11 protein-coding genes are annotated in these 14,003 nt (G+C 71.4%); all 11 read left to right on the top strand.

Going from position 1 to position 14,003, the window contains the following annotated elements; all coding sequences use genetic code 11:
- Nucleotides 1–22: 22 nt before the first annotated feature.
- Nucleotides 23–4,354: an FtsK/SpoIIIE domain-containing protein gene (locus IR155_RS11450; RefSeq protein WP_135114959.1), complete on the top strand. Its 4,332-nt coding sequence runs from the start codon at nt 23–25 to the stop codon at nt 4,352–4,354.
- A gap of 71 nt (nt 4,355–4,425) precedes the next feature.
- A complete protein-coding gene (locus tag IR155_RS11445; RefSeq protein WP_135114958.1) occupies nt 4,426–4,956 on the top strand; it encodes an FHA domain-containing protein in 531 nt (176 codons plus the stop codon).
- Complete coding sequence (locus IR155_RS11440) at nt 4,953–5,651, top strand: hypothetical protein (RefSeq protein WP_135114957.1); 699 nt, start codon at nt 4,953–4,955, stop codon at nt 5,649–5,651. The genes IR155_RS11445 and IR155_RS11440 overlap by 4 nt, the downstream gene beginning before the upstream one ends.
- Nucleotides 5,652–5,837: 186 nt before the next feature.
- Nucleotides 5,838–6,134, top strand: a complete 297-nt coding sequence (locus IR155_RS11435; RefSeq protein WP_135114956.1) for a WXG100 family type VII secretion target — start codon at nt 5,838–5,840, stop codon at nt 6,132–6,134.
- Nucleotides 6,135–6,213: 79 nt separating this feature from the next.
- Nucleotides 6,214–6,948 (top strand): WXG100 family type VII secretion target, encoded by a 735-nt coding sequence (locus IR155_RS11430; protein WP_135114955.1) that lies wholly within the window; start codon nt 6,214–6,216, stop codon nt 6,946–6,948.
- Nucleotides 6,941–7,252: a hypothetical protein gene (locus IR155_RS11425; RefSeq protein ID WP_135114954.1), complete on the top strand. Its 312-nt coding sequence runs from the start codon at nt 6,941–6,943 to the stop codon at nt 7,250–7,252. Before IR155_RS11430 ends, IR155_RS11425 begins: the two co-directional genes overlap by 8 nt.
- Before the next feature lies 1 nt (nt 7,253).
- The gene (locus IR155_RS11420; RefSeq protein WP_135114953.1) at nt 7,254–11,732 is read left to right on the top strand and encodes a polymorphic toxin type 15 domain-containing protein; all 4,479 of its coding nucleotides are present in this window, start codon (nt 7,254–7,256) and stop codon (nt 11,730–11,732) included.
- A gap of 16 nt (nt 11,733–11,748) precedes the next feature.
- Nucleotides 11,749–12,126 carry a hypothetical protein gene (locus IR155_RS11415; protein WP_135114952.1) on the top strand — a complete coding sequence of 126 codons (378 nt, stop codon included), beginning with the start codon at nt 11,749–11,751 and terminating at the stop codon, nt 12,124–12,126.
- A 6-nt stretch (nt 12,127–12,132) separates the two neighbouring features.
- A complete protein-coding gene (locus tag IR155_RS11410) occupies nt 12,133–13,053 on the top strand; it encodes a T6SS immunity protein Tdi1 domain-containing protein (RefSeq protein WP_135114951.1) in 921 nt (306 codons plus the stop codon).
- 5 nt (nt 13,054–13,058) lie between these two features.
- Nucleotides 13,059–13,385 carry a hypothetical protein gene (locus IR155_RS11405; protein WP_135114950.1) on the top strand — a complete coding sequence of 109 codons (327 nt, stop codon included), beginning with the start codon at nt 13,059–13,061 and terminating at the stop codon, nt 13,383–13,385.
- Nucleotides 13,386–13,435: 50 nt separating this feature from the next.
- Nucleotides 13,436–14,003: RDD family protein (locus IR155_RS11400; RefSeq protein ID WP_167760770.1), on the top strand; the 568-nt coding region annotated here is incomplete at its 3' end.

Genomic DNA, 14,003 nt, shown 5'->3' with positions numbered 1-14,003 from the left:
GACTGACGATGAGGGGGACCGGATGAGCGTGCGTCTGACGCTGCGGGATTCGCCCGCGGAACGCGACGGGAAGTCGTGGCTGCTGAAGGTCGACGAGGCGACGACGGTCGGCGAGGTCGCCGAGTCGCTGGGCGTGAGCCCGCAGCTGCTCGCCCGCGACGCCGAGCCTGCCACCCCGCTGGCGGAGGCCGGCCTGCTGTCCGGGGCGGTGATCCCGCCGGTCTCGCAGCCGGAGCCTGCCCCCGGCACCGTGCGCCTCGAGGTCATCGGCGGCCCGTTCGCGGGAACGAGCGTGCCGCTCGAGCGCGGCCAGGCGATCACCATCGGATCGGGCGAGGGCGACGACGTCCGCGCCGCCGACCCGTCGCTCAGCGCGGCCCACCTCACCGTCCAGATCTCCCTCGGCGGTTCGGGGGATCCCCTTCTCGCGACCGTGACCCCGGCGCCGGGCGCCGTCGTGCTGGTGAACGGGACGCAGATCACCGTCGCCGAGCGGATCGTGCCCGCCGACCTCGTGCAGCTCGGCAGCATGCTCATCCGGATCGGCATGGCTCCCGGCTCGGACGCCGACCTGACCGACGCGCTCGGAGCACGCGGGTTCAACCGCCCGTCGCGCATCCAGCCGCGGCGCACGCAGCCGATGATCCCGCTGCCCGGGGACAAGCCCGAGGATCAGGATGCGTCGCCGCTGCCGTGGCTGTCGGCCGTGATCCCGGTCGTGCTGGGCGTCACGATGGCGATGGTCTTCCAGCGCCCGGTCATGCTGCTGATGGCGGCGGCGAGCCCGATCATGGTGATCGGCTCGTTCATGACCCAGCGCCGCCAGGCGAAGAAGAAGGGCCTGAAGACCGAGGCGCAGTGGATCGAGGAGATCGGCCGCGCGGCGGAGCGCATCCGGGATCTCGTGAAGCGTCAGCGCCTGGAGGCCTGGTATCGCCTGCCGGATCCGGTGGTGATCCGCGACATCGCGCTGCGTCCCCTGTCGCGCCTGTGGGAGCGCCGGAAGAAGGACACGGATGCCGCGCAGCTGCGCGTCGGCGTGACCGAGATCGACCTCGACGTGCGCTTCGAGGGAGGCGGCAAGGACCGCGGCGGGGAGCAGCGCGTGGGCGTGACGCCCGCGCCGGTGGCGGTCGACCTGCGCGAGGGGGTCGTGGGCCTCGCGGGCCCGGCCGACGCCGTGCGCGCCACCGCACGCGCGATGGTCGCCTCGTACGCGACGCTCCGAAGCCCGCGCGACGCCGAGCTCATCGTGCTGTGCGACGAGGCGCAGGACGACGAGTGGGGCTGGACCGCCTGGCTGCCGCACACCCACATCGGCGATGCCGTCCCCGCGATGGTCGGCAACGACGACGACACGCGCCGCGAGCGGCTGCGCGAGCTCGCCGTCGCCCTCGACCTCCGGATGCGGATGGCCGGCCAGCGCGGCTACGAGGCGCCCACCGACGTGCTCGTGGTCGTCGACGGGGCCCGCCGGTTCCGCATGCTCCCCGGCATGGTGCCGCTGCTCGAGTACGGTCCCGCGCACGGGATCCACGTGCTCGCCCTCGACAGCGACCGGTCCCGGCTTCCCGAGGAGGCGAAGAGCGTCGTCGTCGTGGATCCCTCCGATCCCGCGCTCGCCACCCTGGAGACGCCCGCCGGCTACTACCCGGCGGTGCTGCTCGACGGCGTCTCCGTGCCCGACTGCGAGCGGATCGCCCGCAGCCTCTGCTCCATCCAGCACGTCTCGGGCGTCGGCGACGAGGCGATGCTGCCGACGAGCGTCCGGATGGTGGACCTCCTCGGCATCGACCTCGACGACCCCGCCCCGCTCGTGCGCCGCTGGACCCAGCAGCCCCGCAACACCTACGTCGTCGTCGGGGCGAATGCGGACGGCGAGTTCGCGCTCGACATCTCGCGGGACGGTCCGCACGCGCTCGTTGCCGGTACGACCGGCTCGGGAAAGTCGGAGTTCCTGCAGGCGCTTGTCGTCGGCCTCGCGATGGCGAACCGGCCCGACGCGCTGAACTTCGTGCTGATCGACTACAAGGGCGGATCGGCGTTCGCCGACTGCGAGCGCCTGCCGCACACGGTCGGCATGGTCACGAACCTCGACGCCCGTGAGACCGAGCGCGCGCTCGCCTCGCTCGACGCCGAGCTGAAGCGCCGTGAGCAGGTGCTGCGCGAGATGGGTGCCAAGGACATCGACTCCGCGTGGGCGAAGGACGCCGAGACGGCCGCGGCGCGCGGGCTCGCCCGCCTCATGCTGGTGATCGACGAGTTCGCCGAGCTGCGCACCGAGCTGCCCGACTTCATCGACGGGCTCGTCCGGATCGCGCGCGTCGGCCGCTCGCTGGGCGTCAACCTCGTGCTCGCCACCCAGCGACCGTCCGGCGTGGTGACGCCCGAGATGCAGTCGAACATCAACCTGCGCATCGCGCTGCGCGTGGTCGACCGCAGCGACTCGAACGACATCATCGGATCGGGCGAGGCGGCGATGATCGGCCCCTCCACCCCCGGTCGCGGATTCGCGCGGCTCAGCCCGTCGTCGGCGCCGTCTCCGTTCCAGACCGCGCGCGTCGCCGGCATCCGGCCCGGCGTGCAGCGCGCGACGAAGGTGCTGCCGCCGAAGGCTCCGCTCGAGTGGGACTCCCTCGGCTTCCCGCCGAAGTACCCGCAGTCGGCGAAGGACGCGGCGAACCACGATCACGACGACACCGACCTGCGGGCGCTCGTGAACCTCGTCGGCGCCGCGACCGACCAGCTCGGCATCCCGAAGAACCCGAGCCCGTGGCTCATGCCGCTGCCGGCGACCCTGCCGCTCGACCGGTTCGACGACGAGCAGCGCGGCGAGACGGAGCTCGTCCTGGGTCTCGAGGACGTGCCCGCCGACCAGGCCCAGCGCACCCTCACATGGGACCTCGCGACCGGCTCGCACCTGCTGTTCTTCGGCGGCGCCCTGTCGGGCCGCACCACGGCGCTGCGCACAGTGCTCGCGCAGATCGTGCGCCGCTTCAGCCCCTCCGACGTCCACGTGTACGCGGCCGACTTCGGCAACGGCGCGCTGCTGCCGCTGGCGGATGCGCCGCACTGCGGCGCCGTCGTCACGCAGCTCGACGCCGAGCGTCTTCCGCGCCTCATGCGGCGCCTGCTCGAGGACCTCGCACGGCGGCAGTCGGTGCTGTCCGACGCGGGAGTGGGAAACATCGCCGAGCAGCGCCGGCAGGCGCCCGCCGGCCAGGCGCTCCCGTACGCCGTGGTCGCGGTCGACGGCTGGGAGCGCATGCTCTCGACGATGAACCCGGATCAGCTGATCGCGTTCCGCGACCAGTTCCTACGCCTGCTGCGTGAGGGGCCGGCGGTCGGCGTGCGCGTCGTCATGGCCGGCGACCGCGGCATCTCGGGCGACAAGATCGCGACCTTCATCGACACCCAGTACGTGCTTCCCGTGCGGGAGGTCGGCGACTACCGAGCGGCGGGCATCTACGCGAAGGACATCCCGACGAACCTCCCGCCGGGCCGCGTGCTCTTCGGCACGGACGCGAACGAGGCGCAGCTCGCCGTGCTCGGCCGCGACACGAGCGGCGAGGCGCAGACGACAGCCCTGCGCCGCATCGTCGAGGAGGTGCGCGACGCCTGGGACCGCGACGTCGAGGCGCCCGGCGCGCAGTCGGCGGGCGCGGTGCCCTTCCGCGTCGACCCGATGCCGAAGTACGTCGCCATGAGCAGCGCCGCCGATCTGCCGCTCGCGCCAGACAACGCCGAGGCCGGCGTCGTGGTGGGCGTCGGCGGCGACAGGCTCGAGCGCTACACGCTCGAGTGGCCGGAGGACGGCGGCTTCATCGCGGTCGGTGCGCGCCGATCCGGCCGCTCGTCGCTGCTCGCCCTGATCGTGCGCCAGCTCGTCGAGCGCCGCATCCCGCTGATCGTCGCGGCGCCCCGTCCCTCGGCGCTGACGCAGGCGGCGCTCGAGGCCGGGGTGACGGTCATCGACAACGGCACGATCACGCCCGCCGACCTCGACGCGCTGCTCGCCCCGTACGGCGACGGCGTCGTGACGTTCGTCGTCGACGACGCGGAGCAGTTCAAGAACGCCTCGATCGAGCACGCGCTGACCGGCATCAAGCACCGCGCGCGCTTCATCGTGGCGGCCGACATCGAGTCGGTGTCCACGCTGTTCGGCGGTCCCTTCGTGGAGGCGAAGCGCGCGCGCCGCGCGATCGTCCTGCAGCCGCAGTCGGCGATGTACGGGACGCAGGCCGCCGGAACCCCCATCCCGAAGTTCATGCTCTCGTCCGTGCCGGCGGGCGGCGGCGTCCTGATGACGCCGGCGGGATGGATCCAGATCCGCGTGCCGGACTTCCGCCAGTGACCATCCCGATCCGATCCCGACCCGGCGCCTGACACCGGGCGAGATCCGATCCCGACGACCGAGGAGCGACTGTGGCCTCCGCACGCTGCGCCCACTGCGGCGCGACGCTGGAACCCAACACGATGTACTGCCTGGGATGCGGGCAGCTCATCCTGCCCGGTGCCCTGCGCGAGCAGGTGGACGACGGCTGGTCGGTGCCCGAGCGCCCGCAGCGTCCCGTTGCCGCCGCCGCGCCGGTCGCCCCCGCGGCACCGGAGCCGAAGGCCTGGCCGGATCGCGTGCAGCTCGTCTTCTCGACGGGACAGCAGGTCGTGATCGCGGGAGCCGCGGTGATCGGCCGCAAGCCGGAGCAGACGGCGGTGAACATGGGCGCGCAGGCGATCGAGGTCGCCGACGACACCCGCTCGATGTCGCGCGTGCACCTGTTCCTCGACCTCGGCGACGGCTCGCTGCGCGCCGGCGACGCCGGGTCGAGCAACGGCTCGGCGATCGAGCGCGGCGACCGCCGGATCCCCCTCACCGGCACCGGCGAGAGGGTCGAGGTGCTGCGCGGCGACGTGCTGTGGGTCGGGGACGTCCGCGTGGAGCTGGTGCCGCTGTGAGCGCGCGTCGCGCTCCGGCGTACCCGGGCATGGTGTTCGGCTATCCCTGGATCGATCCGCGGATCACGGTCGTGCGCCGCGAGGACGGACCGCGCGAGGTCGTCTACGGCAACGTGCACGTCCCGCGCCACGAACAGCGGGCGTGGGCGTTCGCGGCGGTGCGGCTCGACCGGATGATGCCGCACATCGTGCTCGAGAACCTCCGCGGCGGTGGGCTGATCGCCTGCAGCGTGGGCGTTCCCGACGGCAGGCGGCTGCGGCTCGAGGGCGACTTCGACCGGACGTTCGCCCTCTACGTCGCGGAGGGCTACGAGACCGACGCCCTGTATCTGTTCACCCCGGATGTGATGGAGCGCGTGCTCGCCATCCCCGCCAAGCTCGACCTGGATGTCGAGATCGTCGACGACTGGCTGCTGATCTATTCGCCGACCCGGATCGTCTCCCTCGAGGCGGCGGCGGGCGTCCCCATCCGCGAGACGAGCGTCCTTCCCGCGCTCGAGGCGCTCGTCGCCCAGCTGATGCCGAAGATCGGCGCCTGGGCTCGCTGGAGCGACCACAGGGAACCGGACGCGGGGACCGTGTCGACCGCGGGCCGGCGCATGTCTCGGCCGAGGGGTCGGTTCGACTACGTCGTCCACGTGCTCGTCTGGGGCGGACTGGCGGGCCTGTTCTGGCTGTGGTGGACGCTGAACTGACGAGCCGGATGGGCAGTCCTCCCCCGGGTGGGTCTGCCCGGGAGAGGAATGCCCACTGACGAACCGGCGGGAAGTGGTTAGCGTAGATCCCGATCGGGGGGTCCGTGAGTGCAGGGCGCACGATCCAACGCGTTCACCGGGACTGCGGGGCCGTTTCGGCACCGCCCACACACGGAGGTAGGGAAAATGGCAGACATCAAGGTCACTTCGGAGTCGCTCGCCAGCGTCGCCGGTCAGCTCTCGAGCGGCTCGCAGTCGATCGAGTCGCAGCTCGCGAACCTGAAGTCGCTCGTCGAGGGACTCATCTCCGGCGACTGGGTCACCAGCTCGGCGTCGGTGGCGTTCAACGAGCTGTACTCGCAGTGGGACCAGGCCGGCATGCAGCTCAAGGAGTCGCTGCAGGGCATCAGCGACCTGCTGAACCAGGCCTCGCTGTCCTACGAGGACAGCGAGACGTCGATCGCCTCGACGTTCAACGGCTGATCGTCCACGCTGCATCCGGGGGCGCGCGTCGTCCCCGGATGCGGCGCACGCGTCCTAACGACGGTTCGGGGGAGAACTCATGGTGCAGTTCAGGGTCAGAGCGGAATCGCTCTCCGAGGTGGCGGGCCATCTCGGATCCGTCATCGCGACGTTCGACGGCAACCTCGCCGCGGTCGAATCGCAGGTGAGCGGCGTCCTGCCGACCTGGAAGGGCGACGACCAGGAGTCCTTCCAGGAGAACTGGAAGACGTTCGTCGCCATGGCCGACGCCGTCCGGATGTCGCTCGTCGCCCTGCAGGGCGGACTGCTCGCGGCGAGCGGCAGCTATGACGCCACCGAGGCAGGCGTCGGCCGCACCATGAACCAGGCGCGTCCGGGAACGGTCGCGATCCGCAAGTACAACGCCGCCTACGAGAAGATCATCGCCGCCGGCGAGCAGCGCGCCGAGGACATGGCCGAGTTCTTCGGCCGCGATTACGCCGGCGACCGCGAGAAGGAGCAGTTCGGCGGGGGCGCGGTGCGCGGCCGCAACGGTCGCTGGACCGGCGGAGGCAGCGAGGACACCGACGGCGACGGCGACTCCGATGGCATCGGCACCGGGCCGTACCTGTCGCAGGCGAGCGTCGACGAGCTGAACGGCGTGCCGGGGGCGGATGGCGGCGAGCCGGACGGCGACAAGGGCGACGGCAAGGACGACGGCGATCGCGATGGCCGCGATCGCGACGACCGTGACGGCGACGACGACCGTGTTCGCGGGGAGCGCGTGAGGCTCGAAGCGGACTTCGTGGCTTTCGAGGGGCGGACCGATGGCTGAGCAGCAGGCTGACACCACACAGCTCCGCAACCTGACGCAGACGCTGCAGTCGCTCGTGGAGTACTGCGAGGCGCTGCGCGCGGGAGCCGGTGGCTTCGCGTACATGCTGCCGAACGAGTGGCAGGGCCCCGCGTCGCAGCGTTTTATGGGCCAGTTCGAGACCTGGGCGGCGGGCGCGGAGGGGATGCGCCAGGCCGCGGAGGCGCTGAAGGCGCAGGCCGAGGCGGCCGAGGCCGCCTACTCGTCGGCGATCGAGGCCGAGACGTCTCGCTGGGACCAGCTCTCGGCGAATCTGGGGGGATGACATGACGGCAACAGAGGTCCGGCTCGATCCGGCCGTGCTCAAGAACGCCGCCGCCGACTACGGCACGGTCGCCAAGTCGATCGTGACCGCGGTGGAGACCGCGCGGTCCGCCCTGTCCGGCACCGGCGCGATGGCGGGCGAGGCCGAGGTCGGCGAGGCATTCGCGCTCGACGGCTCGCAGGGATACGACAACTTCGCGAGCGACAACCTCGGGGCGCCGCTCGTCGTCGCCAGCGGGCTGTACGCGCTCGAGGCTGCCCTCCGCAACACCGCGGAGACCTACGAGGAGGCGCAGAAGCCCGGCGCCTTCCAGCAGCCGTCGATCGTGCCCGTCACCGCCACGACCGCCCCCGACGCGGGCGGCTACACCGTGCCGAGCGCCTACGGTGAGGGCGGCAACGCGATCCCGTGGGACCTCGGAGAGTTCGGCGACTTCATCCAGGACGGCCTCGACAAGGTCGGCATCAAGCTCCCTTCGGGCTCGCCCGAGCTGCTGCTGCAGGCGGCGGATGCGTGGGGCGAGCTGTCGAGCGCGCTGAGCGGCGTCCAGTCGCAGATCAGCGGCCTCCAGCCGCTGTCGGGGATGTCCATCCCGCAGCAGGCGACCGTCGCGAGCGCGACGACGGCCGTCGGCAACTCGCTGACGGACATGCGCCAGAGCATCGACGACCTGAAGGCGAAGGTCGAGTTCTACAGGGAACGGCTGCTCGAGGCGAAGGCGACGATCCAGCAGTTCATCGAGCAGATGCTGATCGAGATCGCCATCGAGGCCGGTCTCACGCTCGCGTTCTCGCTCGTGTCGGCGGGCCTCGCGGCCGGTGCCGGCGCCGCGAAGATCGCGCACACGATCGTCCGCTGGGTCAACAAGATCAAGACCGTCATCGACAAGCTGCGCGACCTGCTGAAGTCGGTCTCGTCCGCGCTGCGCATCAAGAACGCCAAGTACCTGACCGGCGCGGTGAAGCAGGGCGTGATCGGCAGCCTGTCCAGTGCGGGGTCGACCATCACGATGAACGTAATCCACGCAGACGACAACTACTACACGCAGCAGAGCGTGGGTATGGCGTTCCTGACTGGCGGTGTCAGCTCGGCCGTCGCGTCGCCGGTGACGCGCCTCGGCAGCAGCCGTTTCTCGGGCGGACGGATCGCCGAGCACGGCGGCTCGGGCCCGATCACACGCGCCGTGACCGGAACCTCGCCGGGCTCGAGCATCGGCCAGGTCGCCCGCACCACGCGCGGCGACATCCTCGGCAGCATGGCAGGCGAGATCGCCGCGGACGCGGTCAACGGCGGCGAGTTCAACCCGCTGAACTCGGCGATTGCGGGTGCCCTGATGGGCGGCGTGATGAGCGTGGGCGGCTCGGCGGCCGGGTCTCTGCCGAAGGGCGCGTCGCCCGAGGGCCTGGCGACGTCGCTCCTGCGCAAGAACGGCATCCACGTGCTCGATGGCAACGAAGGGTCGTCGCCCAGCTCGAACGCCGGCAGCGGCGCGCCGGCGCCCACGATCGACGCGCCGACGCCCGGCGGCGGCGCGGGCTCCTCGAACGCGGGCGGCGGCGGATCCGGCACGTCGACCGACTACGACGGCCCGAGCGGCACGGGCGGCCCCGCGGGCGGCTCGACGGCTGCCGCGGGCGGTGCCGACACCTCGACCCCGGACGCGCCGACCCCGGGCGGGGCCGGCGACGGCGGATCGTCGGGCGCGAACGGCCCGTCGACCGATGTGCCGGGAGATGCCCCCGCGGCACCCGAGGGGCTGGGCGACGGTGCCGGCGACAGCACCCCCGCGGACACGAGCTCGCAGCCCGACACCACGTCGAACACCGACACGACGTCGAACACCGACACGACGTCGAACACCGACACGACGTCGAACACCGACACGACGTCGACGGATGCGGACACCACGTCGCAGCCTGACACGACCACGTCGACGGATGTGGACTCCACGTCGCAGTCGGATGCCGACACCACGTCCCAGCCGGACTCGGACACGAGCTCGCAGCCCGACGCGAACACCTCGACCGACGCGGACACGTCGTCGCAGTCGGATGCCGACACGACTTCGTCGACCGATGCGGATACAACATCGCAGCCCGACACGACTTCGTCGACGGATGCGGACACGACGTCGCAGCCCGACGCGAACACGTCAACCGACGCGGACACGTCGTCGCAGCCGGACTCGACGTCGTCGACGGATGCGGACACGACGTCGCAGCCCGACACGACCACATCGACCGATGCGGACACGTCGTCGTCGACGGACGCGGACACCACGTCCTCGACGGATGCGGACACGACGTCGCAGGCGGACACCACGACGTCGACCGATGCGGACACCACGTCGTCCCAGACCGACACGGCCGTGCCGGAGAGCTCGACCGGTGCCGGCCAGGACACCTCGGCAGCCGGCGAGGCCACCCCTGGCGCCGTCGCCGCCGGTGCTGCATCGGCCGCCGCGACCTCGACGTCGGACATCGATGTTCCCGACGGGAGCCAGATCGAAGGGCTCGGCGACAAGATCGCCGAGGACATCAAGGCAGAGACCGCCGCCGATGCCGCCGCGAAGGCCGACGCCGAGAAGTCCGCCGAGGCGCAGGAGAACGTCTCGACCGACCCCGACACCACGGCCCCCGACCAGAGCGAGATCGACGCCCTCGGCGAGTCGATGACCGACGACATCCAGGCCGCCATCGATGCAGAGGCGGCTACGGCTGCCGATGCCGCGAACGACGGACAGTCGCCGGAGGATGCGGGCACGACTCCCGAGGATGACGGCGCGACGACGCCCGAGTCGGACCCCGACGCGGCGGCGGGGACCGATCCCGAGGCCCAGGACGGCGAGATCTCGCCCGAGGACGCCGGCGCCGCCGCGGCGACGGCCGCGGGTGCTGCGGGCCTCGTGGCCGGCCCGAAGCTCCTGCCCAACATGACCCCCGGTGCGACGCCGGGCGCGGCCCCGGCCACGCCCGACGGCGCGAACGGCACCGGCGACGCCGCGAACGACACAACGCCGGCGGACGGCGACCAGGGCGCCGACCGGGGCGACGAGCAGGATCAGGACGCCTCCGACGGCGCGAACGACCGCACGTCGAAGGAGGACGCACCTCAGCGTCATCCCGACTCGCCCTCACCTGAGGACACGCCGCAGCAGATCCGCGACAAGATCGACCAGGCTCTCACGCAGTCGAACACGAACTTCGACCCGTACGACCTGGAGAACGGCTTCGCGACGAACTGCGGCAACGTGTCGTCGAACATGAACGACTTCCTTAACGGCAGTCCGATCATCGACGCCGAGACGGGCACCCTCACGATCTCCGAGATGGAGGCCCGCACGGGCCTGCCGCAGACAGGAGCCACGCCGGAGCAGATCGAGGCGAGCCTGCGGGCGCTGGGGCCCGGCGCGCATGCCGTCATCGGCATCGACCGCGGGTTCAACGAGGACGGCCACTGGTTCAACGCCGTCTTCGACGGCGAGACCGTCTGGACCGTCGACGGCCAGACCGGCACGCGCACGCCGTGGCCGCCGCACGAACCGAATGCCACGTTCTGGGACGCGTCGCTCGAGCCCTCGCAGGTGATCAACCCCGACGGCACGCCGGCGTACCCGGAGCCGACCACGCCGACGGACGGCGACGGCACGACCGACGGTGACAGCACGACCGACGCCGAGGGGCCGACGAGCGGCGACACGAACCCGAAGAGCGGGGCGCCCGCTCGCGCCGACGACGCGCCCGATCGCGGGGCCGTCACGCAGGCGGGGACGCCCGGCTCGTCGTACGACGCCGCCGCGTCCGACCGGATGACCGGTCGTGACGACGCGCGGGTGGACGAGGGCGACGGCACCAACGGGCACCGCCTCGTCGACCAGCCGCGCATCTACGGCGACACGTCGTACGCGTCGACCCCGCGGCCCACGCCCGCCGAGGTGCTGGCGCGTCCGGAGGTGCAGGCGGCGCTCAACAGCGAGCCGCCGACGCTCATCTACGACAACGGCGTGCTGCAGACCGCCGACACGCAGCAGGTCATCTTCACCTGCTCGAACGAGAACCACGACATGGCGGAGATGCTGCGCCAGGCGCGGCTGCAGGAGATGGGCATCAATCGCATGCCGATCGGCGAGATCCAGCAGAATGCGGCCGATTACCAGACTCGCCGGGAGGAGACCGGCAACGGGCGCACCGACAAGGCCGAGCAGGCGGCATACGCCAACGAGGTGCGCGGCACGCACAACGCACCATTCGGTAATGGTCACGTGCTGCACGGCCCCGACCAGGTCGCCGGCGGTGACCCACAGAACTTCGACGGCGTCGGTGACGGCGGGATCAACAGCTCGCTGGGCAACCAGTGGGGCAGCGGCAATGCCGACGCGCTGCAGGCCGACCTTGCCGCGGCGCTCGACGACATCCCCGCTGACCTCGCACAGTGGGTGCACCCGTCGGTCGAGATCCGCGTCATCGATGTCCGCCCGTGATGACAGGATCGGTTCTATGACGGAAGACCCTCGGCGCGCGGTTGCCAACCGTTTGATCAGCTGGATGGAGAGCAACGCCGGCGATGTCGCCAGCATCAATGCGCGCCGTCCACGCCCGCGCCCTCCTGAGCTGAAGGCTGCTCAGGACGCGTTGCTGAAGACTCGCGCATCGGCCGCGCAGAAGCAAGCTGTCACCAAGGCGACTCGGGACATGTGGGCTCGGTCCGGGATACGCGAGGCACTCGGATCCGATTCCGAGTTCATGGGATTCTCGAGTGCCTTCAACATGGCCGCGCACGCGATCCTGGTTCGCGACCGCCTCGAGCCGGAGACGTTCGATCTCATCGTCCAGCCGTTCCGGGATGCCGGATTCGATTTCGATCAGGAGGCCTGACAGCCGATGGTGACTTTCACGCGTTTCGAGCCGTCGGCTCCGATCTCCGAGGAGACGATCGCCCGCTTCGCGCCGAACGCTCCCGAGGGGGCGGCGGAGATGTGGCGCCAGTACGGCGCCGGGGTCGTCGGGGACGGCTTCGTGCGGATCGTGGACCCCGCGCGCGGCGCTCAGATGACCGAAGGTGTGCTGGGCCTGGCGCCGACCGCGGTGGTGCTGTTCTCCACGGCGCTCGCCGACCTCGTCATCTGGAACGACGGCGCGTTCCTCGTCGCGAAGTTCCGCTGGGGCGTCGTTCAGTACACCGACCGTGCGGTGACGCTTGAGCAGTTCACACAGTGGCTGCAGGACGAGCAGCGGCTCGACGAGACGCTCGAACGGCAGCCGTATCCCGCGGCCGCCGCTCGCGACGGCGTCCCCGCCATCGAGGAGTGCTTCGGGTTCGTCCCTCTGCTCGCGCTCGGCGGCGGCAACTCCGCAGACCACCTGCAGAAGATGGGGCTCTGGGAGCACATCGCGCTGATCGTGCAGCTCGCCGGGCCGCCGAAGGTGACGGGCCTCCTGGTGCCCCCGACCGAGCCGCAGGGCGACGCGACCGCTGGTGAGGCCCCGGCGTCGGACGGAGGCCTGGTGGCGGGAGAGGGAAGCCCCACTCCCGACCAGCAGCGTCTGATCGACATCGGCGTCGGCTACTGGCGACGCATGATCCCGGCGGACGCGCCGCTCGGCTACACGCTGCTGCCGGAGGACGAGGCCGTCGTGGTCTCGTACGCCGTGCGCGGCGGTGGACGGATCTACGTCGCGAAGGACGGATCGGCCTTGTTCGCGTACTCGTCGGCGCCGCCGCACGAGGCGCTCGAGGTGTTCCGCTCGGGCCGCCGCACGCCGCCGGAGCACTTCCGCCCGGCTGACGGCACGCGGCGGTGACCGTCATGACGACGATCGATCAGCGGTGTGCTGACATCCTGGCCCCGGCGACGGAACTCCTCGCCGCGACGGTCAGCGCCGGCTTCAACCAGACCGGCATCCCGTCGGCGCTGGAGGCCGCGCGTGAGCTGCGTGCCGTGCTCGCCCAGGGCACGGACGGCATCTCCTCAGATACATACCTCGATTGGCATGCGACCGCCGACGACATGCTCGAGTCGATGATCCGTGAGCTCGAGCAGGGCGACCCGGTGGCCGCGCGCAAGATCCTCACGGACCCGCGCCTCGGGCTGCACAAGCTCACGATCGCGTGTGCGGGGATGCCCGGCTGGTGAGCGGCTGGGCGATCATCAACGAGCGGGAGGCGGCGCCAGAACCGACTCCGGTGAGCATCGAACGCGCCGCGCTGCTCGGCATCGTGCCCGCCCCCGTGGGGCGCCGTTCGGCCGCCGCGGTCATCGACGTCATCCCGGCGATCCTGTTCGCGGCCCCGCTGCCGTTCGCCGTCCCGGCGCTCCTCGCCGGCGAGCTCTGGGGCATCCTCGTCAGCGCGATCTGCGTGGTGCTTCTCGTTGTCTACGGGCTCATCCAGCTCACCTCGAACGGACGCCGCGGGCAGACGTTCGGCAAGCAGATGATGCGGATCCGCACGATCGATCCGGCCACGCTGAAGCCGATCGGGTTCGGGCGCGCCCTGCTCCGCGCCCTCCTCGTCGCGCTGTCGGGGATCGTGCCCGTCGTCGGCCCTGCGGTTATGCTCTGCTCGCCGCTGTGGGATGCCGAGCAGCGGCGTCGCGGCTGGCACGATCACGCCGCGCGATCGTGGCTGATCGACCTTGACGCCGTGGATCCGACCGATCCGGTCGCCTTCGAGGCGGCTCGGGGCCGCGCGCGCGTGCGCAGCGTTGTGCTCGACGTGGCCGCCGCGCAGCCCGCGGCCCCGGCTCCTGCCC

Origin of the sequence: Microbacterium paludicola (assembly GCF_015235415.1) — a bacterium.
Taxonomy (GTDB): Bacteria; Actinomycetota; Actinomycetes; order Actinomycetales; family Microbacteriaceae; genus Microbacterium; species Microbacterium paludicola.
This window is presented reverse-complemented; position numbering and strand designations above follow the sequence as displayed.

Excerpts from the sequence above, each read along its gene's own strand:
- IR155_RS11430 (WP_135114955.1), top strand. The coding sequence starts at position 6,214 with ATGGTGCAGTTCAGGGTCAGAGCGGAATCGCTCTCCGAGGTGGCGGGC.
- IR155_RS11435 (WP_135114956.1), top strand. The coding sequence starts at position 5,838 with ATGGCAGACATCAAGGTCACTTCGGAGTCGCTCGCCAGCGTCGCCGGT.
- IR155_RS11425 (WP_135114954.1), top strand. The coding sequence starts at position 6,941 with ATGGCTGAGCAGCAGGCTGACACCACACAGCTCCGCAACCTGACGCAG.
- IR155_RS11415 (WP_135114952.1), top strand. The coding sequence starts at position 11,749 with ATGACGGAAGACCCTCGGCGCGCGGTTGCCAACCGTTTGATCAGCTGG.
- IR155_RS11410 (WP_135114951.1), top strand. The coding sequence starts at position 12,133 with ATGGTGACTTTCACGCGTTTCGAGCCGTCGGCTCCGATCTCCGAGGAG.
- IR155_RS11450 (WP_135114959.1), top strand. The coding sequence starts at position 23 with ATGAGCGTGCGTCTGACGCTGCGGGATTCGCCCGCGGAACGCGACGGG.
- IR155_RS11405 (WP_135114950.1), top strand. The coding sequence starts at position 13,059 with ATGACGACGATCGATCAGCGGTGTGCTGACATCCTGGCCCCGGCGACG.
- IR155_RS11420 (WP_135114953.1), top strand. The coding sequence starts at position 7,254 with ATGACGGCAACAGAGGTCCGGCTCGATCCGGCCGTGCTCAAGAACGCC.